The sequence below is a fragment of the Sulfitobacter sp. SBS6 genome (genome assembly GCF_048285585.1).
GTDB classification, from domain to species: domain Bacteria; phylum Pseudomonadota; class Alphaproteobacteria; order Rhodobacterales; family Rhodobacteraceae; genus Sulfitobacter; species Sulfitobacter pontiacus.
Window position 1 is genome coordinate 1058818 of record NZ_JBLWBA010000005.1, and the last position, 21709, is coordinate 1080526.

The window sequence follows — 21709 nt, forward strand, 5'->3', positions numbered from 1 at the left end:
GAGGTATAACATGCGCTCTGCATTTGACCGTCTTCGCCACGCCATCAGTTTTGAAGTTATCGCGCTGATCCTTGTGATCCCCGCTGGCGCGATCCTGTTTAACGTGCCCCTACATGACTTTGGTGTCGTGGGCATTGTCAGCGCCACGCTCGCGACGCTTTGGAACCTTGGCTATAACGTGCTTTTCGACTTGGCCTTACAACGGCTGACTGGAACCACCCTGAAATCGCGCATCGTCCGGGTGCTGCACGCACTGGCGTTCGAGGCGGGGCTGCTGATGGTTCTGCTGCCCTTCATCGCGTGGTATCTGGGGATCAGCCTGTGGGATGCCTTCGTGCTGGATATCGCACTGGCGGCATTCTACCTCGTTTATTCCTACGTGTTTAACCTGATCTACGACACGCTTTTTCCGCTACCCGAATGGTCGCAAAAGCAGGCAGAAAGCGCCTAGCTCATCAACCCATTGTGGTGATCAGACCGGCAAGGTGAATGACGCCTTGATCCGGTCCATCACCACGGTGGTTTTGAACCCTTTGATATCGGGATTGTTGTAGAAAAAATCGCGGGTGAACGCCTCGTAATCCTGCATGTCCTTGGCGCTGACGATCAGCATAAAGTCGGTCTCTCCGGTCACGTAGTAGGCGCTCATCACTTCTGCCCGTTCCCGCACCGCTCGCTTGAAACGGTCGATGATATCGGACCGTTCCCGCGCCAGTTCCACCGCGATCAGCATGGTAAGCGGGCGGCCCACGGCCTCGGGCGAGACGACGGCGATATCGGCCTCGATCGCCTTGGTCGCACGCAGCCGCGCAAGGCGCCGCTGGACCGAGGTTTGCGACAGCCCGACCAGTTCGGAAAGGCGCGCGCTGGTGAGCAGATTGTCGCGCTGCACGTGATGCAGGATTTTCCGGTCTATCGCGTCAATCATCCTAAATTCCCCATATCTTACAAAAGTTTGCAGCTTTTACCCGCGTAGCCGCATTATTCGCATAAATGCACAGCGCGAAAAAGCTAAACTCGCACAATACCCTGGCAGGAATCCCCACATGATCGACCATTCTTTTACACAGCACGAATATGCAGCACGTCTGGCGAAAACACGCGCCGAAATGGCAAACCGCGGGCTGGACGCGCTGTTTGTCACCGATCCGTCCAATATGGCGTGGTTGGCGGGCTATGACGGGTGGTCGTTTTACGTGCATCAAGGCGTGCTGTTGACCCACGAAGGCCAGCCCGTCTGGTGGGGCCGCGCCATGGACAGCGCCGGTGCCCAGCGCACCACCTATCTGGATGATGACAATATCGTCGGCTACGATGACACCTACGTCCAGAACCCCGACAAACACCCGATGGAGGATCTCGCCCGTCTCATCGCGGACCGCGGTCTAGAGAATGCACGCATCGGGTTCGAGCTGGACAACTATTACTTTACCGCTTCGGCGTTTCTGACGCTGCAAACGCGGCTGCCGGGCGTCAATATCCAGAACGCCACGGCGCTGGTGAACTGGCAACGTGCGGTGAAATCCCCGACCGAGCTTGAATATATGCGCCGCGCCGCGCGGATCGTGGAACGGATGCACGAGGTGATCCGCGAAAAGGCCGAGGTCGGGATGCGCAAGAACGATCTGATCGCGGATATCTATCACGCCTCCGTCAGCGGGGCCGAAGGGCATTGGGGCGACTACCCCGCCTGCGTGCCCATGACGCCCTCGGGTCTGGATGCCACCGCGCCGCATATCACATGGGACGATGCCCCCCTGCGCAACAACGAAGGCACATTCTTTGAAATCGCGGGCGCGCACCGACGCTATCAATGTCCGCAGTCGCGTACCTTGTTCTTGGGCAAACCTCCGCAGAAGTATCTGCATGCAGAGAATGCCGTGCTCGAAGCGATTGATGCCGGGCTAGAGCAGGCCAAACCCGGCAACCGCTGCGAAGACATCGCCCGCGCCTTCAACACCACCCTGCGCAATCGCGGGTTCGAGAAAGACAGCCGCTGCGGGTATGCCATCGGCCTGTCCTACCCTCCGGACTGGGGCGAACGCACCATGTCGTTCCGCGCAGGAGATACCACCGTGCTCGAACCCGGAATGACCTTTCACTTCATGCCCGCCCTTTGGCTTGACGACGGCGGGATCGAGATCACAGAGCCGATTGTCATCACGCAAACCGGTGTCGAATGCCTGTGCACCACCCCGCGTGCGCTTGTGATCAAGGAATAGCGCCATGCGGGACAATCCTATCTCGGCCACCATCGATTTCGAGTGCGACGGCGTGCAGCACGGCTATCTGCGCCTGCCCTACAGCCGCAATGACAGCGCTTGGGGGGCGATCCAGATTCCGGTGACCCAAGTGAAAAACGGCGACGGCCCCTCTGCCTTGCTGACCGGCGGCAACCACGGCGACGAATACGAAGGGCCGCTGGCCTTGGTCGAGCTTGCCCAGACCTTGCAGGCCAAGGATGTCACGGGGCGCGTGATCATCCTCCCCTTCATGAACCACCCCGCCTTTATGGCGGGGACGCGGGTGTCTCCGCTGGACGGGGTGAACATGAACCGCAGCTTCCCCGGCCGCCCCGATGACACCCCCACCCAGAAGATCGCGGACTACTTTCAACGGGTGCTGCTGCCGCTGGCGGATGTCGTGCTTGATTTCCATTCGGGTGGCAAGACGCTGGATTTTCTGCCCTTCGCCGCCTGTCACACGCTGGACGACCCTGACCAACAGGCCCGCTGCCGCGCCGCGCGCGATGCGTTCAACGCGCCTTTCAGTGTAGAGATGCGCGAGATCGACGCGCTTGGCATGTATGACGACGCGGCAGAGACGATGGGCAAGACATTCGTTACCACCGAATTGGGCGGCGGCGGCACTGCCACGCCTGAAACCGCGCAGATCGCCCGCAAAGGCGTGCGCAACCTGCTGATCCACGCTGGTATCCTGCAAGGCCAGCCCGTCACTGCGCCATCGCGCATGCTGTCGCAAGACGACGACCGTTGTTTTCACGTCACCAACCACGGTGGGCTGGTCGATTTCAACGTCACCCTTGGCGACACAGTGGCCGAAGGCGACCTGATCGCGCGTCTATGGGACAGCCAGCATACCGGCCTGCCCCCGCGTGAAATCCGCGCCCAGATGGGGGGCATCGTGATCGCCCGCCATCACCCCGGACTGGCACAGCCGGGCGATTGCCTTGCCGTGCTGGCCACCGAACTCACCTGAAACTCTCCTAAACAGAAAGCCTGACCTATGCTTCGCAATGATGATCAACTCGCCACATGGGACCGCGAAAACTTTTTCCATCCCTCTACGCATTTATCACAGCATGCGCGGGGTGAATCCGCGACGCGGGTGATCACAGGGGCGTCGGGCGTCCATATCGAGGACCGCGATGGCAACCGGATGCTGGACGCCTTTGCCGGGCTCTATTGCGTGAACGCAGGCTATGGCCGGACCGAAGTCGCCGACGCCATCGCCGAACAGGCGCATCAACTGGCCTATTACCACTCCTATGTGGGCCACGGCACAGAAACGTCTATCACGCTGGCAAAGATGATCATGGACCGCGCACCGGCGCATATGTCCAAGGTCTATTTCGGTCTGTCCGGCTCGGACGCGAACGAGACGAACATCAAGCTCGTCTGGTACTACAACAACATCCTTGGTCGCCCGCAGAAAAAGAAAATCATCTCGCGCTGGCGCGGCTACCACGGGTCGGGGCTGATGACCGGATCGCTGACCGGCCTGTCGCTGTTCCACGATAAATTCGACCTGCCGATGAACCCCGTGATCCACACGGACGCGCCCTATTACTACCGCCGCAAGGACCGCACCCAGTCCGAAGCCGAATTCACCGCGCAATGCGCCAACGCGCTTGAGGCGCTGATCCAAGCCGAAGGGCCGGACACCATCGCAGCCTTTATCGGGGAACCCGTATTGGGGACCGGCGGCATCGTGCCCCCGCCCGCCGGATATTGGGACGCGATCCAAGAGGTGCTGAACCGCCACGACATCCTGCTGATCGCGGATGAGGTCGTGACCGGCTTTGGCCGTCTGGGGACGATGTTCGGGTCGGAACACTATGGGCTGAAACCCGATCTGATCACCATTGCCAAGGGTCTGACCTCGGCCTATGCGCCGCTGTCGGGGTCGATCGTATCGGACCGGATGTGGAAAGTGCTGGAACAGGGCACGGACGAGAACGGCCCCATCGGTCACGGCTGGACCTACTCGGCGCATCCGATCTGTGCCGCGGCGGGTGTCGCGAACCTCAAGCTCATCGACGACCTGAACCTTGTTAGCAACGCGGCCGAGGTAGGCGGATATCTGAACGCCTCGATGAAAGAGGCGCTTGGCGATCATCCGAATGTGGGGGACATCCGTGGCGAAGGGCTGCTTTGCGCGGTTGAGTATGTGGCCGACAAGGCAGACGCCACCCCGCTTGATCCTGCTGCCAAGGTGGGGGCCGCGATCTCTGCCGCGATGCTGGAACGCGGCGTGATCGCCCGTGCCATGCCCCAAGGCGACATCACCGGCTTTGCCCCGCCCTTCTGCATCACCCGCGCAGAGGTCGATACCGTCGTCGCCGCGACCGCGGATGCGGTAAAAACCGTGCTGGGATAAACGCCCCGGTTCGCCTTGTTTCGCAGGGCGAACCGGACCCCACAGGTGGGGCATACTGCGGGCGCTAACACGGCGCTTGGGCGTTGCAGCCCCTGATTGTTTGCGCAATGACTACCCCAAGCTACGGGAGGAGCGCAGATGCCACATTGGTCACAGGCGATCACGGATCGCATACAAACAGAAACCCATTTTGACGGTCGCGAGATCAAATGCTTCAAGGATCGCCCCGCCGACCTGAACGCCATGCTCGCCGCGGCCCTTGCCCGCGCCCCCGATCAAGAGGCCGTGGTCAGCGGCGAGACCAGACTGACCTATACCGAGCTTGACCTGCACGTGGGCCGCATCGCCGCAGGGCTGCGCGCCCGTGGGGTCGAAAAGGGCGACCGCGTTGCGCTGCTGCTGTCGAACCGCTGGGAATTCATCGCGACCATGATGGGCTGTCTGCGGCTTGGCGCGATTGCCGTGCCCATCAACATCCGCGAAGGCACGCCAGAGCTGGCGTTTATCCTGCGTCAATGCGGTGCCAAGATCGCTGTGCATGGCATGGATGTCGCCGACCGCCTGCCCGCACCCGCCGATCTGCCCGGGCTGACCCACCGCTTTTGCGTTGGCGGCACAGTGGCGGGGTCCGACGCGTTTGACACGCTGCCCGCGCAGACCCCGCTGACCGACGCCGTGCCGCTGCGCGAGGATGGCATCGCGGTGATCCTCTATACCTCGGGCACCACAGGCCAGCCCAAAGGGGCGACGCTGACCCATCTGAACATCGTCCATTCCGCGATGCATTTCGAGCTTTGCATGGAGCTGGGGGCCGGTGAACGGTCGCTGCTGTGCGTGCCCGCAAGCCATGTGACCGGGCTGGTCGCCACCGTCTTTACTATGCTGCAAACCGCAGGCTGCACCGTGATGATGGAGGTCTTCGGTGCCCATGAATTCCTGTCGCTGACCGCCGACGAAAAGGTCACGCAGACGCTGATGGTGCCAGCGATGTACAACCTGTTCCTGCTGCGCTGCAATGTCGAGGACTACGACCTGCAACACTGGCGGATCGGGGGCTACGGCGGCGCGCCGATGCCGCAATCCACCATCACCGAACTGTCGGAAAAGCTGCCGAACCTCTGCCTGATGAACGCCTATGGCGCGACGGAGCTTACCTCTGCCGTGACGATCCTGCCGATGGGGTTCGGAACCAAACGCGCGGATAGCATCGGCATCGCCGTGCCCTGCGCCGACATCCGCATTGTCGATCCTCAGGGCAACGACGTGCCCGACGGCACCCATGGGGAGCTTTGGATCAAGGGCGCGATGACCGTGCCCGGCTATTGGGACAACCCCGACCGCACCGCCTCCGAGTTTCACGACGGCTACTGGAAAAGCGGCGATATGGGGTCACGCGATGCCGAAGGGTTCATCTGTCTGCACGACCGCCGCAAGGATATGATCATTCGCGGCGGCTATAACATCTACAGCGCCGAGGTCGAAAACGCCCTGACCGCCCACCCCTCCGTGATCGAATGTGCCGCCATCGGCTGCCCTGATCCGGTGCTGGGGGAGAAGATGCATGTTTTCATCCACACCACCGATACCGCGCTGGATCTTGATGCGATCAAGGCTTTCGCACGCACAAAGATGGCGGACTACAAAGCGCCGGATTTTGCGACGTTCGAACCCGATCCCCTGCCGCGCAACGCCAATGGGAAGATCGTCAAGAACACGCTTCGCGACAGGCTGAAGGCGCAGGCCTGAGGGCATGAAAAAAGCCGCAGCGCTCATAGGCGCTGCGGCTTTCATCTGTGTCGGTTCAGGCGCGATCAGGTCGCGGCCGGTTGCTCGTAGGCGAGCTCATGGTCGCCAAGGTCCATGATGTCTTCGCCGGATTTGTCCCATTCGGCGCGATCTTCGTCCGTCGCTTTGGGCGAGAACAGACCGGTCACCGCATAGAACACACCGATCAGCGGTGCCGTCCAGCAGGCAAAGGCCAGCGGGATATACAGCAGGTTGGTCAGGTTACCGTCCATGACCCCCAGCCCCAAAGCCGAGATGACAAAGGCACCACCGGCGTTCCACGGGATCAGCGGGCTCATCAGCGTGCCGCCCTCTTCCACCGCGCGGCTGAGGTTCAGGGTCGAATAGCCCATCCCGCGGTACAAGGGCGCGTACATACGGCCCGGCAGCGCGATAGAGATATAAGGATCACCCGCAACCATATTGGTCGCAAATGCCGTCCCGATGGCCGAGCTTTGTACCGCGCCAAAGCTTTTCACGCGGCTGACGATCGCCAGAATGATCGCTTCCAGACAGCCGGTGCGCTCCAGCGCGCCGCCAAAGCCCAAGGCAATCAACATCAGCGAAATGGTCCACATCATCGACTGGATGCCGCCCGCGTTCAGCAGGCTGTCGATGTCGGCGATGCCCGTGTCGATGGAATAGCCCGACTGCGCAAAGGCGAACACGTCATGCAGCCCCGCGCCCTGCCAGAAGATCGCCACCAGTCCACCGGCCAGCACACCGGCAAACAGCGACGGCAGCGGCGGCTTTTTCATCAGCGCCAGCACGATCACGATCAAGGCAGGCGTCAGCGGGATGATCCCGAGGCTAAAGCGTTCCTCCAGACCGGTTGTGATCTGATTGATGCTGCTGACGTCGCCTGCACCCTCTTCGATCAGCATAAAGCCGACGACCACATAAATCACCAGCGCGATGATCATCGCAGGGACGGTCGTGGGCAGCATGTTCTTGATGTGGTCGAATACATTCGTGCCCGTCACCGCGGGCGCGAGGTTCGTGGTGTCCGACAGCGGCGATACCTTATCGCCAAAGAACGCGCCCGACACGACCGCACCGGCGGTCCAATAGGCCGGGATACCGAAACCCGCACCGATCCCCATCAGCGCCAGACCAATGGTGCCGACTGTGCCCCAGCTGGTCCCCAACGACAGGGAAACCACAGCACAAAGGATCATCGCGGCTGCCAGAAAGATCGACGGGGTCAGCAAGGTAAGCCCGTAATAGATCAGCGTAGGCACTGTGCCCGACGCGATCCAGACGCCGACGATCATGCCGACCACGATCAACACCGCCAATGACGGCATCGACACGTGGATCACGTGGAATACGCCTTCGCGGATGTCCATCCACGTCTGACCGCGAAACACACCCAGCAGGGACGTGATGGCCAATCCGAGGATAAGGGGAATATGCGGCGTGAAGTCGCCATAGTAGAAAAGTTGCAGCGCCAGAAGGCCAAGCGTCAGAACGACGGGCAGCAGCGCCAGCGGGAGCGATGGAAGGTCTTTATTGTCCATTTTGTCCTCGTTTTTGTATTCTTGTTTACTGATACACACACAGATTCCCTTTAGGGTGGCATTGCGGGCCTGTGATGCCAACCAATCTTATTCTAGGGCGATTGAACGTAATTTCCGGCAATTTTCCGCTGTATTTCAAAGAGGCTAGACAAAACCTGCACTCAGGGGCGCTATGTCTTTGCAAATATTGCCGGATGATGCCGCGCTGATTTCGCGATTTTCGCGTAAACCCCGCACTGTGCAGCAAAATTTTGCGCATCATGCTTCATGTTATTGAACTTCCCGCGTAATTATATGAATTCTGCAATGCAGCAACGAACAGGAATCATTTTTGATGCATCATTTGTCTCGCTCCCGCCCGATGTCTCGCCGGTCACTATTGCGCGCAGGGGGGGCAACTTTGGCTTTCGCCGCTGCAACCGGTTTGCAAGACACTGCTGCCTGGGCGCAGGCCAGTGATACGGCGGAGCCTTTTTCCTTTGATATTCTGATCGAACGGGCACGCAGCCTCGCGGGTGAAGAGTACACCGCGCCGACGCAACTGGGCGAGCCTTTCACCACGCTGGACTATGACGATTACCGCAACATCCGCTTCCGCGAGGACAGCGCGATCTGGAAAGGCCCTGCGGCGCAGGCGGTGGTACATGCCTATCACCCCGGCTGGCTGTTTGACGGCACCGTGTCGCTTTACGAGATCGTCAATGACAAGGCGCAGCCGCTTGGCTTTACCTCGGATGATTTCATCTACCAGTCCAAAGCGCTTGAAAAGATCCCGACCGGTACCGAACTGCCCGGCGTCGCGGGCTTCCGAATGAATGCGCCGCTGAACGATCCGCAGCAGTTCGACGAGATCGTGTCCTTCCTCGGGGCGAGCTACTTCCGTGCCTTGGGGTCGGGCAACCGCTATGGCCTGAGCGCGCGCGGGCTTGCGGTGAATACTGCCACCTCCGAACCCGAGGAATTCCCCCGCTTCAGCGCCTTCTGGCTGCAGCGTCCCGCACCCGGCGAGACGAAGATGACCTTTTTCGCCCTGCTGGAAAGCCAGTCGGTCGTGGGGGCCTACAAGTTCACCGTGACACCCGGTGCCACCACCACGATGGATGTGACCACCGAACTGTTCTTCCGCCAGGACGTGCAGCAACTGGGCGTCGCGCCGCTGACATCGATGTATCTGTTCGGGCTGAACGATCAGGGTGGCTTTGACGATTACCGTGCCCGCGTCCACGACAGCGAGGCGCTGGTGGTCAACACCGGCCAAGACACGCTGTTCCGCGTGCTGAACAACCCGCCCAAGCTCGCCAATTCATACTTTGGCGCGCAATCGCCGAAATCCTTTGGCCTCGTGCAGCGCCACCGTGCCTTTGACGACTATCTGGACGCCGAAGCCCACTACGAGCTGCGCCCGACGCTGATGGTCGAACCAAAAGGGGACTGGGGCGAAGGCATGGTCCGCTTGATCGAGATCCCGTCGGATCTGGAGGGGAACGACAACATCGTCGCCTTCTGGACCTACAAGAACGGGTTCGCGGCGGGGGATAGCAAAAGCATTTCCTACCGTCTGAACTGGGGGATGAACCCGCCCGGCGCGTCTTCGACACTTGCCCAAGTATCGCGCACTCTTGCCGGAAATGGGGGCATCGCGGGCGTAAAACCGCGCAATGATCGCCGAAAGTTTGTCATCGACTTCGAAGGTGCAACTTTAGGGGAACCAAACGCCGAGAACGTTGTTGAAGCCAATGTAAACATCGCCGGCGGCACAGTTGCAGGACAAGTACTGCAGCAGATCGACGGCCACGATCACATGTGGCGACTGGTTCTAGAGGTCGTCGCCGAAACTGATGCAACGGTCGAACTGCGCGCCAATCTGGTCGCGGGCGACCGTAGCTTGACCGAGACTTGGGTATACCAATGGCTGAAAGAATGAATACGTCTGTGACATCAACTGCGACCACCGAACAAATGACCGACTTTGACCGTTATGTGCCTCGCCCTGCCCCGCTGGATATGCCGCGGCAGGTGCTAGAGCATGATGCCCGCCCCTCCCTGTTCGAGGTGGTGAGCCGCATCTTCATGCGTAATGCCTGACATGCCCTCTTATTTACGCGATGGTGCCACGCGGGTCAGCCGCGTTGGTGCCATTTGCTTTGCCCTGCTATGCGCAACAGCGGCAGCCGCGACGCTGGCGCAGGCAGGGCTTAATACCGGATTTGATATCTGGGACGGCTTCGCCGTGGCGCTTATCGCGCTGACGACCGCCTGGTTGGCCTGGGGGGCGGGGCAGGCGTTTTTGGGCGTGCCTTCTTTCGATCCCCTCCCTGATATGGACCTGAGCAACGCGGATTTCCCCCCGACGGCGATCCTTGTGCCGATCTGCAACGAAAACCCGACAGAGGTTTGCGCGCGCATTATGGCAATGCGCCAATCCATGCAGGCCGCGCACGTACCCGTCGATTTCGCCATTCTGTCCGATACTTTTGACCCCGACGCCCTGATCGCAGAACGCGCGGCGCTGGCCCCGCTGTTGGGCAATGAAAGCGCTGCGAACCCGGTCTACTACCGCAACCGTACCGACCGATATGGCCGCAAGGCGGGCAACGTCGAGGATTTCATCCGCAAATCCGGCGGGGCCTATGAATACGTCGTGATCCTTGACGCCGACAGCCTGATGGAGGGCGACACGATCCGCCATCTTGTCGCACGGATGGAGGCAGACCCGAGCCTTGGCCTGCTGCAAACCCTGCCCAAGATCTTTGGCGCGGGGTCGCTGTTTGGCCGTGCGATGCAATTCTCTGCCAGCTTTCATTCGCCGGTTTTTGCACGCGGTCTGGCCCGTATGCAGGGGCGCACGGGCCCGTTCTGGGGGCATAATGCCATCGCCCGTGTGCGCGCCCTGTCGCAATGCTGCGGCCTGCCAGAACTCAGCGGTCCCGCCCCTTTCGGCGGCACCATCCTAAGCCATGACTATGTCGAAGCCGCCCTGCTGGTACGCGGCGGCTGGCGCGTCGAGATGGACCCCCGCATCGCCGGTTCCTTCGAAGAAGGCCCCGACAATCTGCTCGCCTTTGCGCGCCGTGATCGCCGCTGGTGTCAGGGCAACCTGCAACACATGCGTCTGGTCGGCGCCCCCGGGCTACACGGATGGAGCCGGTTCGTCTTTGTCCAGGGGATCATGGCCTATCTGGTATCGGTCGCTTGGGGGGCCTTCCTGATCGTGTCGCTGCTGGCCGCTGCGACCAATGCCAGCCCTGATTATTTCCCCAACGCCTATCAGCTTTTCCCCGTTTTCCCCGACGACAAGACCTTCCAGATCGTGGCGCTTGCCTTTGGGATCGGTGGGCTGCTGTTGCTGCCCAAGCTCGCGATCTTTGGCGAAGCGGCTGCAACAGGCCGCGCCAAGGGGTTTGGCGGGGCGCTGCGCGCGCTTGGCTCTGTCCTGTCTGAAATCTTGCTGACCGCGCTGATTGCGCCCGTCATGCTGATGTATCAAAGCCGCGCCGTCGCCGAGGTCTTTGCGGGCAAGGATGGCGGCTGGCCAGCGACCGCACGCGGCGAAGGGCGGCTTACCCTCGCCGAAAGCTGGCGTGCCAGCCGTTGGGTATCGCTGTTCGGGGTCGCGGTGACTGTTGCCGTCTATCTTTGGGTGCCGAACCTGATCTTCTGGCTCTTGCCGGTGACGCTGCCCATGTCCATTGCGCCGCTGTTGATCGCCGTGACCTCGCACGAGAGCACCGGCCAAGTTTTTACCACGCCGCAAGAACGGGCCACGCCCGCCGTCATTGCAGCATATCGCGACAACCTGAGATCGGGTGCCGCCCCAGAAGGATCGTCGCATGACACAATCGTCCAACCGGCCTGACGCCCAGCTTATTCCCATCCGGCGCGGCGTCGACCTGCCGCGCCGCGCGCGTGATCCGCGCATTGATGCGTTTCGCGGGCTGGCGCTGATCATGATCATCATCGACCACATGCCCGGCAACCCGTGGGAGCATCTGACCATCCGCAACATCGGGTTCTCCGACGCGGCAGAGGCGTTCTTTATCATGTCGGGCATCGCGGCGGGCATCGCCTATTCCCCCGCCATTGGCCGCTGGATGTCGGGCGAGCTGCGTCTTTGGGATGCGATGGCCCCGCTGTGGCGGCGGGCGTGGCAGCTTTATATCGTGCATATCGTGCTGACGGTCGCGGCCATCGGTCTTTATGCCTGGGCGGCAGATACATTTGTGCGCTCGGAATTTCGCGTAATGCACAACCTCGCCCTTTTGTATGACCAGACCGGTGCCGCGATGGCGGGGCTGGTCACGCTGGGATACCAGATCGGCTATGTGAACATTCTGCCGTCCTATACTGTCTTGCTGCTGGCAGGCCCTGCGCTGATCGCCGCTGTGCTTTACGCGCCACGCACGACCTTGGCCGTTGCGGGGGCGTTCTGGCTTTATGCAGGAGCCACCCGACTGACCATCCCGAACCACCCCGGTGGCGGCGGCTGGTTCTTCAACCCGCTCACCTGGCAGTTCATCTTTGTCATCGGCCTTGCCATTGGCGTGCGTCATCGCAAGGACGAACGGTTGGTCCGCACCTCTCCGATCCTGTTCAAGCTGGCGCTCGGTCTGCTGCTGTTCATCTTTGCCTGGCGCTACGTGCCCGGTCTGGGGTCGTTCATGAATCACAAGATGGCGCAACTTGGCGGGCTTGGCGTGCCCAGCAACATCACGACGCACAACAAGTCGATGCTCGCGCTGCCGCGCTTGGTGCATATCCTCGCGCTGGTCTATGTGCTTTCGTGCCTTCCCGTGGTGACCCGCATCTGCGCACATCGCTATGCCGCCCCCTTGCGTCTGATGGGCAGCCACGGCCTGCTGGTCTTTGGGCTAGGGACGATCCTTGCACTGGCCGGACAGATCATGATGGATGTCGAACCTACGGTCACCGCCCTGCCGTGGACCCTGCCGCTGGCCGCCATCGCTGTGTGCTATGCCGCCGCCCTGCTGGCCGAAGCCGCCCGCAAACAGCCCCAGCCAAAGCAGCCCGCCCCGACCAAAGCCGAGGCCCCGCGCGCCGAGGTGATCACCGGCAGTTCCACAGCGTAAACAAGCCCGTTAGTGCCATGACCGAAAGACCGCCCGATGCGCAGACTTGCCCTGCCATCGGGTTTTCTTTACGTCCAAGACCGCCCATAAGCGAAAAACAGTGGAAATAGGGAATGTTCCCCTATCTCGTAGTGTAATTTAGTGTGTTGAAAGAGGCCCCCATGTCAAAAACCGGAAAGATCGCGATGCCAACCCAAGGGTGGCTCTACGTACTGACGGGGCTTGTGGTGGCACTCTTCCTGACGCTCGCCCCTTTCGCGGCGCAGGCGCAATCGCTGTTCACCGGTGGCGGGTCTTCCGACACGGAAACAACCGAAACGACACCCGAGGCAGAGGCGAAGGCACCGCTGGATACCCTGCTGGAAGTGCTTAAGGACGATGACGCCCGCGCGGCGCTGATCGCGGACCTTGAAAAGTCGCTGGATGCCTCGGGCGACCCCGCGGGTGATGAAAACCCCGCGATTGAAACGATCACCGAAGCCGCGGATGCCGAAGGGGTATCGGTCGGGCGACAAATCGCCCTGATCACCCAGCAGATCGGCCAAGACACGGTCAGCACGCTCACCTCTTTCTGGAACGGGTTCGAACGCGGCGGCAAGGTCTTCTCTGGCCTCAGCGGTGCGGAACTGACCGTATTGCTGGAAGCGATCCCCGGTCTGCTTGCGGTCATTGCGATCACCGTCGCGCTCTTTGTGGTGCTGCGCTACCTTGCGCGGGGGCTATATGCGCGCATGGGGCGCACGGCCGAGCATGTGGGCCTCTTCCGCTCTATCGGGCTGTTTCTGGGGTCGAACCTGCTGGACGCCTTTATCGTTGTCGTAGCTTGGGCCGCTGGTTATCTGATCACCATCCTCGCCGTTGGCGAAGTCGGGCAGATCGGCATCCGCCAATCGATGTATCTGAACGCCTTCCTGCTGGTCGAAATGACCAAAGTCGTCATCCGGTCGTTCCTGTCGCCGGTTGCGTCGGGTCTGCGTCTGGTGCCCGTCGGTGACAAGGCCGCCGCGGCGCTGACCCGCTATCTGAGCATCGTGGTCAGTGTTCTGGGGTACGGGCAACTGCTGGTCGTGCCAATCGTCAACCAAAGCGTCAACACGGCCGCGGGCGCTGGCGTGTCGGCCCTTCTGTCGGTTCTCGTACTGCTGTATTTTGTCTACATCGTGCTGCGCCGTCGCAAGGCCGTCACCCGCTGGCTGCAAAGCGAGGCCGACCCCAGCGAGGCGCAAGCCGCCGAGGGTGTCGATCCGGCCACCATCGCAAAGGCGCGCCGCGGCTTTATCGCGCGCACGCTGCACGGGTTGGCAGGCATCTGGCACTGGTTCGCGCTGGCCTATATCGCGGTGATGTTCATCGTGGTCATGACCCAGCCCGCCGAGGTCACGCTGAACGCGATTGTCGGGTCGGGCAAGATCCTTGCCGCGATCATCATCGCCGCCCTGCTGTCGGGATGGTTGGCACAGGCCGTGCACCGCGGCATTTCACTGCCCGAGGACGTGAACGCCAAGCTGCCGCTGCTGGAACGTCGCATCAACACCTTTGTCCCCCGCGCCTTCAGCGCCTTGCGGCTGTTCCTGCTGGTCTGCGTGCTGTTCTTTACGTTGGACGTGATCGGCACGATCGACATGCGCAGCTGGCTTGAGGGGCAGGTCGGGCTGGCGGTGACCAAGGCGCTGATCTCTGTCGGGTTGATCCTGACGGTGGCCTTCGGCATCTGGCTCGCGCTGACATCCTTTGTCGACTACAAGCTGAACCCAGAATACGGGGCTGTGCCAACCTCGCGGGAAACCACCCTGCTCACCTTGCTGCGCAATGCGGCGACCATTACGCTGATCATCCTCACGCTGATGTTCGTGCTGAGCGAGATCGGGCTGGATATCGGGCCACTGCTCGCTTCTGCCGGGGTCTTGGGTCTGGCGATTGGTTTCGGCGCGCAGAAGATGGTGCAAGACATCATCACCGGTGTGTTCATCCAGTTCGAGAACGTCATCAACGTGGGCGATGTGATCACCGTGGGCGGCACCACTGGCACCGTCGAAAAGCTGTCGGTGCGCTCTGTCTCGCTGCGCGATGTGCAAGGCGCATTCCACATGATCCCCTTCTCTACCGTTGATGTGGTCAGCAACTATATGCGCGGCTTCTCCTACACGGTCTGTGACATGGGCATCGCCTACCGCGAGAATGTCGAAGAGGCCAAGCAGGCCATGTTCGACGCCTTCGACCGCATGATGGAGAACGAGCCAGAGATCGCCAATAGCATCATGGGAGAGCTGGAATGGTTCGGCGTGCAATCCCTTGGTGACAGCGCCGTGGTGCTGCGCGTGCGGATCAAGACCGATCCCGGCAAGCAATGGGGCATCGGGCGTATGTACAACGGCTACCTCAAGACGGTCTTTGACGAGCGTGGGATCGAGATCCCCTTCCCACAGCAGACCATCTGGCTGGGCGAGAACAAGGACGGCACCACCCAGCCGTTCAAGATCGAAGGCCCCGCCGCGCAGGACACAGGCCTGCCGCCGACCAAAACCGTGTCCAAGCCGATCGAGGCAGACGATGTGCCGGACAGCGATGATGCCGACGGCGATGGTGGTGCAGACCGCTAACAGACGCGGATGACTGAAATAGAAAAAGGCCCCCGATCAGTGCTGATCGGGGGCCTTTTCGTGTCGGGTAGTTGGCGCAGGCGCTACATCACCGCTTCGATCAGATACGGACCTTTATGCGCCAACCCTGTCTCGATCGCGAGCTCAAGCGCTTCGCAATCTGTGACCTGTGTTGCCTCTACCCCCATCGACTTTGCCATCTGTGCAAATTCAAGTGTCGGCTGGTCCAACGACAGCATATCCATCGCCTTGGGCCCCGCATTGCTGACGCCGACATTGGTCAGCTCGCCGCGCAGGATCTTGTAGACGCGGTTGGCGAAGATCACGATGGTGATGTCCAGCCCCTCGCGCGCCATCGTCCAAAGCGCTTGCACCGTGTACATCGCGCTGCCATCCCCGATCAGCGCCATCACCTTGCGGTCAGGGCAGGCCACGGCCGCCCCGATCGCCACAGGCATGCCATAGCCGATGGACCCGCCGCAGTTATTCACCCAAGTGTGCTTCGGGGCCCCTGCTGTTGCGGGGAAGAACGCGCGGCCTGTGGTGATCGCCTCGTCGATGACAATCGCATCCTCGGGGATGGTGCGCGCTAGGGCTTGCGCGATGCCGCCCGGCTCCAGCGGGCCGCTGGGTTTGTCGGAGGTGGCGGCTTCGGCCACATGGGCGGGTGGAGTGTCCGCCGCACCCACACCGCTGCACAGCGCCTCCAGCGCCCCTGCGATATCCTGCGCGGTGGTGCACAGGTTGGTGATCTGCGTGCCCTCGGCGGTCAGAATCGCGGGCTTGTTCGGATAGGCGAAAAAGCCGATGGGTGCGCGTGCGCCCAGCAGAACGATGCGCTTGAACGGGGCAAGCGTCTCCAGCGCCTGATCGATGGGATAGGGCACGCGGTTGACCACCACACGCCCTGCTCCGCGTTCCTGCCGCGCATTGGCCCATTCGCTTAGCAGTTTGCAGCCCGTCTTGGCCGCGATCCGCCCCGCAATCTCAAGCATCTCGGCGCTCAGCGCGGCACCGCCCAACAGCAGCAGGCTGTCGGGGCCGGACAGCGCGGCGACGGCTTCCTCCAACGCCGCCGCGTCGAAGGCAGGGCGCTGTGCAGGCTCTAGCGCGGGCGCGACAGCGCCGCCTTCGTTCCAGGCGGTGTCACTGGGCAGCATCAGCGTCGCCACCTGCCCCGGTGCCACATTTGCCGCCTGCACCGCACGGGCGGCATCCGCGCCCACATCCGCCGCCGACATGGATGTATGCACCCAATGGGACACGGGCCGCGCGATCCCTTCGATGTCAGAGGTCAGCGGCGCGTCCAGCTCGATATGGGTGACCGCATGTTCGCCGACAATATTCACCACGCCCGAGCCTGCCTTTTTCGCGTTATGCAGGTTCGACAACCCGTTGGCGAGCCCTGGCCCAAGGTGCAGCAGGGTGCAGGCGGGCTTGCCGGCCATACGGTAGTACCCATCCGCCGCCCCCGTCGCCACGCCCTCTTGCAGGACAAGGATCGACCGCATGCCGGGCACGTGATCCAGCGCGGCAACAAAGTGCATTTCCGACGTGCCGGGATTAGTGAAACAGGTATCAAGCCCACTATCGAGCAGCGTCTGCACAAGGCTATCGGCCCCGTTCATCTGGTCTGTATCGTCTTGGTCGCTCATGTCATCTTCCTTGTTCACGCAGAAACCGCCGCCCAGAAGGGCGCGCGCAATTCTTTCTTGAGGATCTTCCCGATAGAGCTGCGCGGCAGCTCTTCGCGCAGTTCCACCGCCGACAGACGCTGGCTTTTACCCAGCTTGGCATTGGCGTCAGCGCAGATATCATCGCCCGAACGCGTCGCCCCCTCGCGCAGCACCACCAACCCGTAAGGCGTTTCGCCCCAAGCGTCAGAGGGCACGCCGATCACGGCGGCATCCGTCACATCGGGGTCGGCCAGCAGCACCAGTTCAAGATCGTCGGCATAGATGTTCAACCCGCCCGAGATGATCATATCTTTCTTGCGGTCCGACAGGATCAAAAAGCCGTCCTCGTCGAAACGGCCCATATCGCCCGAGCGGAAGAAGACGTTGCCCGCTGCGTCGCGCCAGATGTAGTCAGCGGTCAGGTCATCGCGCCCGAAATACCCTGCCATCATCGTCGGCCCGCGGCCGCAAATTTCGCCCACGGAGCCCTTGGGAACCTCTGCACCGGTCTCGTCGATCAGGCGGATTTCATTGCCCGGCGCAGGCTGGCCCACCGTGTGCAGCTTGTCGGGATGTTCGGCAGAGTTCAGTACCGTGACCCCGCCGCCTTCGGTCAGACCATAGTATTCCAGCAGCTTGCCGGGAAAGCGCGCCAGCACATCCGCCTTGACCTCGGCCCTCAGCGGCGCGGAGGTGGAGAATTTCACCTGCATCGATGACAGGTCGAAGGCGTCAAAGTCTGGCACGTCCATGATGCGTTTGTACTGTACCGGCACCAGCATCGTGTGGGTGATCTTTTCACGCTGCACGATCTCGAGGTATCCGCGGGCGTCAAACTTCGGCATCAGATAGACGGTCGAGCCGCCATAGAGCGTCGGCAGGAAGGACACGATCGTTGTGTTGGAATACAGCGGCGTCGACAGCAGCGTGCGGGCGTTATCGTCATATCCGTTGGGCGACACGCGGTCCATCTGCGCCGACCGCATCCAGTGATTGTGCAAGATGCCCTTGGGCGTGCCGGTCGTGCCCGAGGAATAGATCAGGTTGAACGCATCCGACATCTCGATCTGGATTTCGGGGTCGGAGTCCGAAGCCCCGTCAACCGCAGCGCCATAAGGCTGAAATGCGGGATGGTCGAAATCAATGGCAAAGCGCGCCAGATCCAGATCAGCGATAAAGCCATCGACCAGTTCAAGGTATTGCGCCGCGACAAAGATCGCGCGTGCGCCGCAGTCGGTCAGCATCTTTTGCAGCGCGTCGGGCGAGGCCATCGTCGACAGCGGCGTCACGCAGGCCCCTGCCCGCAGGATGCCCATAAACAGTTCTGCATAAGGAATGGAATTGGGCGAGATGATCGCGATGTTGTCGCCCTTGCTCACCCCCATCGACAGCAGCAGATTGGCGATCTTGTTGATGCGCTGGTCGAATGCCCCCCAGCTGACGGTTTGCCCGCCACAGACCAGCGCAAGTTTTTCCGGATGTGCTTTGGCGTTGTCGCGCACGACCTCGACGATGGTTTTCGTGGGTGTCGTCGCCGGTGCCGGCGGATTGATCGGTATCATATCACTGTCCTGAAATAGTTCTCTCCCCGCTGCGGAACGCCGTTCCGCAGCCCCTGACAGCAGTTGTAACGATCAAACAGAAACTTGCAAACGATGGGTGACTATGCGGCAGCTTTTCCCAAGGCGACATAGGCTGCATGCTGGGACAGGAACACGCTGCCTGTCAAATCCGAGATGAAATGCTGCTTTTTCAGACGGTCCATGACAGGGCCTTTGACCTCGGACAGGTGCAGTTTGATCCCCATGTCGCGCAGCCGTGCGTTGATCGCTTCAAGCGATTCCAGCGCGCTAAAGTCGATCTCGTTGATGGCAGAGCACATCAGCACGACATGGCGCAGACAGGTGTTGCCCGCCAGCCGGTCGTAGATGCAATCCTCCAGGAACCGCGCATTGGCGAAATACAGGCTCTCGTCGATGCGCAGGGTCAGCACCGTTGGGCAGGTCTCTACCTCGTGGCGGTTGATATTGCGGAAGTGTTCGGTGCCCGGGACCAGCCCGACTTCGGCAATATGCGGTTTGGTGGTTTTATAGAGATGCAGAAAGATCGACAGCACCACCCCGCAGGTCACCCCCAATTCGACCCCGCTGCCCAAGGTGATCAACATGGTCGACAGCACGGCAGCGAAATCGGATTTGGAATAGCCCCATGCCTTTTTCAGGATGGAGAAATCCACCAGCGTCAGCACGGCCACGATGATTGTCGCGGCCAGGGTCGCTTGCGGCAGAAAGAAGACCAGCGGCGTCAGCGCCAGTGCGGCCACGGCCAGCCCCACGGCGGTATAGGCCCCCGCCGCCGGTGTCTGCGCCCCTGCGTCAAAGTTCACCACAGACCGCGCAAACCCGCCCGTGACCGGATAGCCCCCCGTAAAGGCCGCGCCGATATTGGCCGCCCCCAGACCAATCAGCTCTTGATCCGGATTGATCCGCTGACGCCGTTTCGCGGCAAGCGTTTGCGCGACAGAGATGGATTCAACAAACCCGATGACAGAGATCAGAAAAGCCGGCAGCAGCAGGCTGCCCATCAGTTCGAACGACAGGTCCGGCAGCGTCAGCGGCGGCAGGCTTTGCGGCACGGCCCCCACGATCTTGACGCCCTGCCCCGCGAGATCAAAGGCCCAGACCGCCAATGTGGTGACAACCACCGCCGCCACGGGCCCCGCCTTGGTCGCCACATCCGCCGCCCGTGGGCCCACGCCACGCGCGCGCAGGAAAGGTTTCAGCCCCTTGCGCACCCAGAACAGAAACAGCGTCGCGGACACACCAATCCCCACCGTCGTCCCGTTCACCGTGCCCAGATTGGCCCAGATCGACATCAGCAGCTCTGCCAGATTGCCGCCAGAGGCATCAATGCCCAGAATATGCTTGATCTGGCTGGCGGCGATGATCACACCAGAGGCGGTGATAAAGCCCGAGATCACGGGGTGAGACAGAAAATTCGCCAGAAACCCCAGTTTGAAAACGCCCATCACCAGCAGCATCACCCCAGACAGCAAGGCCAGCGTCAGCGCGGCGACGGCATAGCCCATCGTGCCCTGATCAGCGATATTGCCCAAGGCGGCGGCTGTCATCAGCGACACCACCGCCACCGGCCCCACCGCCAACGCGCGGCTGGTGCCAAAGACGGCATAAAGCAGGATCGGCGCGATAGATGCATAGAGCCCCGCTTCGGGCGGCAGCCCTGCCAGCAGCGCATAGGCCAGCGATTGCGGGATCAACATGATCGTGACGATCACCGCCGCGATCAGATCATTGGACAAAGCCGCCTTGTCATAGTCGCGCCCCCAGTCGAGGACAGGCAGATAGCGGCGGGCAGCGGCGGGGATACGCACCCGATTACAACCCGTTCACCGGCACCTTGAGCATCAGGTTCCCGTCCTTGTCACGCGGCATATGCCCGGCGCGCATGTTGACCTGAAGCGACGGGATGATCAGTTTCGGCATCGACAGCTGCGCGTCGCGTTCGGTGCGAAAGGCGATGAATTCCTCGCGCGTTTTGCCGCCGCCCACATGGATGTTATGCGCCTTCTCTTCGCCCACGGTGGTTTCCCACTGGATATCGCGCCCATTGGGCCCGTAGTCGTGGCACATGAACAGACGCATGTCGTCCGGCAGGGACAAGACCTTCTGGATGCTGTCATACAGCTCTCCGGCGTCGCCACCGGGGAAATCCGCGCGTGCAGAGCCGCCGTCGGGCATGAACAGCGTATCGCCCGTGAAGGCGGCGTTGCCCATGACATGCACCATGCAGGCGGGCGTGTGACCGGGGGTGTAGATAGCAAAACATTCCATGCCCCCGACGCGGTAGCGGTCGCCATCCTTGAACAAGGCGTCGAACTGCGAGCCGTCGCGCTGGAATTCCGTCCCCTCGTTGAACACTTTCCCAAAAGTGTCCTGCACGGTCATGATCTGCTCTCCGACGCCGATCTTGCCGCCCAGCTTTTGCTGGATATAGGGCGCGGCAGACAGGTGGTCGGCATGGACGTGGGTCTCGATGATCCACTCCAGCGCGAGCCCCTGCGCTTCGACCTCGGCGATGAGCTTGTCCGCGTGGTCATAGGTGATCCGTCCGGCGGCATAGTCGATATCCATCACGGAATCGATGATCGCACAGGCGTTGGAGTTCGGATCCCGCACGATATAGCTGATTGTATTGGTCACCGGATCAAAATGGCCCGAGACATCGGGGATGACATCCATATTCACGGGGTATTCAGTCATGGTCACCTGCTCCGTTTGCGCTTTTTCGCCCGACATCTGAAGGCTGCGCCCCGTCGTCGAGTCGAACATATTCATACTATGGAATTTTTTATCAAGGAAGCGGATTGTGCTGCCCGACCGCCACAGCCGCCGCGACAAAGC

General features: G+C 61.4%; 16 protein-coding genes. 10 read left to right on the plus strand and 6 right to left on the minus strand.

Going from position 1 to position 21709, the window contains the following annotated elements; all coding sequences use genetic code 11:
• Positions 1 to 10: 10 nt before the first annotated feature.
• Positions 11 to 451 carry a PACE efflux transporter gene (locus tag ACNQ62_RS08485; protein WP_005852005.1) on the plus strand — a complete coding sequence of 147 codons (441 nt, stop codon included), beginning with the start codon at positions 11 to 13 and terminating at the stop codon, positions 449 to 451.
• A 21-nt stretch (positions 452 to 472) separates the two neighbouring features.
• Here the strand turns inward: ACNQ62_RS08485 and ACNQ62_RS08490 are convergent, their stop codons facing one another.
• A complete protein-coding gene (locus tag ACNQ62_RS08490) occupies positions 473 to 928 on the minus strand; it encodes an Lrp/AsnC family transcriptional regulator (protein ID WP_005852003.1) in 456 nt (151 codons plus the stop codon).
• A gap of 118 nt (positions 929 to 1046) precedes the next feature.
• On the opposite strand from ACNQ62_RS08490, the gene doeA reads away from it, so the two are divergent.
• The 4 genes from doeA (at position 1047) to ACNQ62_RS08510 (ending at position 6366) form a co-directional block, all read left to right on the plus strand.
• Positions 1047 to 2222 carry an ectoine hydrolase DoeA gene (gene doeA, locus ACNQ62_RS08495; RefSeq protein WP_005852001.1) on the plus strand — a complete coding sequence of 392 codons (1176 nt, stop codon included), beginning with the start codon at positions 1047 to 1049 and terminating at the stop codon, positions 2220 to 2222.
• 4 nt (positions 2223 to 2226) lie between these two features.
• Positions 2227 to 3219, plus strand: coding sequence for a N(2)-acetyl-L-2,4-diaminobutanoate deacetylase DoeB (gene doeB / locus ACNQ62_RS08500; protein WP_418094646.1), 993 nt, complete (start codon positions 2227 to 2229; stop codon positions 3217 to 3219).
• Positions 3220 to 3246: 27 nt separating this feature from the next.
• Positions 3247 to 4620, plus strand: a complete 1374-nt coding sequence (locus ACNQ62_RS08505; RefSeq protein ID WP_418094647.1) for an aspartate aminotransferase family protein — start codon at positions 3247 to 3249, stop codon at positions 4618 to 4620.
• 138 nt (positions 4621 to 4758) lie between these two features.
• On the plus strand, positions 4759 to 6366 hold the full coding sequence (locus ACNQ62_RS08510) for a class I adenylate-forming enzyme family protein (protein ID WP_418094648.1): 1608 nt from the start codon (positions 4759 to 4761) through the stop codon (positions 6364 to 6366).
• A 65-nt stretch (positions 6367 to 6431) separates the two neighbouring features.
• On the opposite strand, the gene nhaC is transcribed toward ACNQ62_RS08510, so the two are convergent.
• The gene (gene nhaC, locus ACNQ62_RS08515) at positions 6432 to 7925 is read right to left on the minus strand and encodes a Na+/H+ antiporter NhaC (protein WP_037944945.1); all 1494 of its coding nucleotides are present in this window, start codon (positions 7923 to 7925) and stop codon (positions 6432 to 6434) included.
• Positions 7926 to 8286: 361 nt separating this feature from the next.
• Between nhaC and ACNQ62_RS08520 the strand changes: the two genes are divergently transcribed.
• The 5 genes from ACNQ62_RS08520 (at position 8287) to ACNQ62_RS08540 (ending at position 15612) form a co-directional block, all read left to right on the plus strand.
• Entirely contained in the window at positions 8287 to 9849 is a 1563-nt protein-coding gene (locus tag ACNQ62_RS08520) for a glucan biosynthesis protein (RefSeq protein WP_418094713.1), read from the plus strand.
• Positions 9846 to 10010: a hypothetical protein gene (locus tag ACNQ62_RS08525; protein WP_418094649.1), complete on the plus strand. Its 165-nt coding sequence runs from the start codon at positions 9846 to 9848 to the stop codon at positions 10008 to 10010. The genes ACNQ62_RS08520 and ACNQ62_RS08525 overlap by 4 nt, the downstream gene beginning before the upstream one ends.
• Positions 10003 to 11781: a glucans biosynthesis glucosyltransferase MdoH gene (mdoH, locus tag ACNQ62_RS08530; protein WP_418094650.1), complete on the plus strand. Its 1779-nt coding sequence runs from the start codon at positions 10003 to 10005 to the stop codon at positions 11779 to 11781. The genes ACNQ62_RS08525 and mdoH overlap by 8 nt, the downstream gene beginning before the upstream one ends.
• The gene (locus ACNQ62_RS08535; protein ID WP_418094651.1) at positions 11756 to 13012 is read left to right on the plus strand and encodes an OpgC family protein; all 1257 of its coding nucleotides are present in this window, start codon (positions 11756 to 11758) and stop codon (positions 13010 to 13012) included. Before mdoH ends, ACNQ62_RS08535 begins: the two co-directional genes overlap by 26 nt.
• Before the next feature lie 161 nt (positions 13013 to 13173).
• Positions 13174 to 15612: a mechanosensitive ion channel domain-containing protein gene (locus ACNQ62_RS08540; RefSeq protein ID WP_418094652.1), complete on the plus strand. Its 2439-nt coding sequence runs from the start codon at positions 13174 to 13176 to the stop codon at positions 15610 to 15612.
• 83 nt (positions 15613 to 15695) lie between these two features.
• Here ACNQ62_RS08540 and ACNQ62_RS08545 read toward each other — a convergent pair whose 3' ends face one another.
• From ACNQ62_RS08545 to ACNQ62_RS08560, 4 genes are all read right to left on the minus strand, one after another.
• Positions 15696 to 17267, minus strand: coding sequence for an acetolactate synthase large subunit (locus ACNQ62_RS08545; protein WP_418094653.1), 1572 nt, complete (start codon positions 17265 to 17267; stop codon positions 15696 to 15698).
• Positions 17268 to 17281: 14 nt separating this feature from the next.
• Positions 17282 to 18850: a class I adenylate-forming enzyme family protein gene (locus ACNQ62_RS08550; RefSeq protein ID WP_418094654.1), complete on the minus strand. Its 1569-nt coding sequence runs from the start codon at positions 18848 to 18850 to the stop codon at positions 17282 to 17284.
• 101 nt (positions 18851 to 18951) lie between these two features.
• On the minus strand, positions 18952 to 20679 hold the full coding sequence (locus ACNQ62_RS08555; protein ID WP_418094655.1) for a SulP family inorganic anion transporter: 1728 nt from the start codon (positions 20677 to 20679) through the stop codon (positions 18952 to 18954).
• Between the two features lie 4 nt (positions 20680 to 20683).
• On the minus strand, positions 20684 to 21568 hold the full coding sequence (locus ACNQ62_RS08560) for an MBL fold metallo-hydrolase (protein WP_051577563.1): 885 nt from the start codon (positions 21566 to 21568) through the stop codon (positions 20684 to 20686).
• Between the last annotated feature and the right edge of the window lie 141 nt (positions 21569 to 21709).

Bases quoted from the DNA above. Each gene is read 5' to 3' on its own strand.
- ACNQ62_RS08485 (WP_005852005.1), top strand. From the start codon at position 11: ATGCGCTCTGCATTTGACCGTCTTCGCCACGCCATCAGTTTTGAAGTT.
- ACNQ62_RS08490 (WP_005852003.1), bottom strand. From the start codon at position 928: ATGATTGACGCGATAGACCGGAAAATCCTGCATCACGTGCAGCGCGAC.
- doeA (WP_005852001.1), top strand. From the start codon at position 1,047: ATGATCGACCATTCTTTTACACAGCACGAATATGCAGCACGTCTGGCG.
- doeB (WP_418094646.1), top strand. From the start codon at position 2,227: ATGCGGGACAATCCTATCTCGGCCACCATCGATTTCGAGTGCGACGGC.
- ACNQ62_RS08505 (WP_418094647.1), top strand. From the start codon at position 3,247: ATGCTTCGCAATGATGATCAACTCGCCACATGGGACCGCGAAAACTTT.
- ACNQ62_RS08510 (WP_418094648.1), top strand. From the start codon at position 4,759: ATGCCACATTGGTCACAGGCGATCACGGATCGCATACAAACAGAAACC.
- nhaC (WP_037944945.1), bottom strand. From the start codon at position 7,925: ATGGACAATAAAGACCTTCCATCGCTCCCGCTGGCGCTGCTGCCCGTC.
- ACNQ62_RS08520 (WP_418094713.1), top strand. From the start codon at position 8,287: ATGTCTCGCCGGTCACTATTGCGCGCAGGGGGGGCAACTTTGGCTTTC.
- ACNQ62_RS08525 (WP_418094649.1), top strand. From the start codon at position 9,846: ATGAATACGTCTGTGACATCAACTGCGACCACCGAACAAATGACCGAC.
- mdoH (WP_418094650.1), top strand. From the start codon at position 10,003: ATGCCTGACATGCCCTCTTATTTACGCGATGGTGCCACGCGGGTCAGC.
- ACNQ62_RS08535 (WP_418094651.1), top strand. From the start codon at position 11,756: ATGACACAATCGTCCAACCGGCCTGACGCCCAGCTTATTCCCATCCGG.
- ACNQ62_RS08540 (WP_418094652.1), top strand. From the start codon at position 13,174: ATGTCAAAAACCGGAAAGATCGCGATGCCAACCCAAGGGTGGCTCTAC.
- ACNQ62_RS08545 (WP_418094653.1), bottom strand. From the start codon at position 17,267: ATGAGCGACCAAGACGATACAGACCAGATGAACGGGGCCGATAGCCTT.
- ACNQ62_RS08550 (WP_418094654.1), bottom strand. From the start codon at position 18,850: ATGATACCGATCAATCCGCCGGCACCGGCGACGACACCCACGAAAACC.
- ACNQ62_RS08560 (WP_051577563.1), bottom strand. From the start codon at position 21,568: ATGACTGAATACCCCGTGAATATGGATGTCATCCCCGATGTCTCGGGC.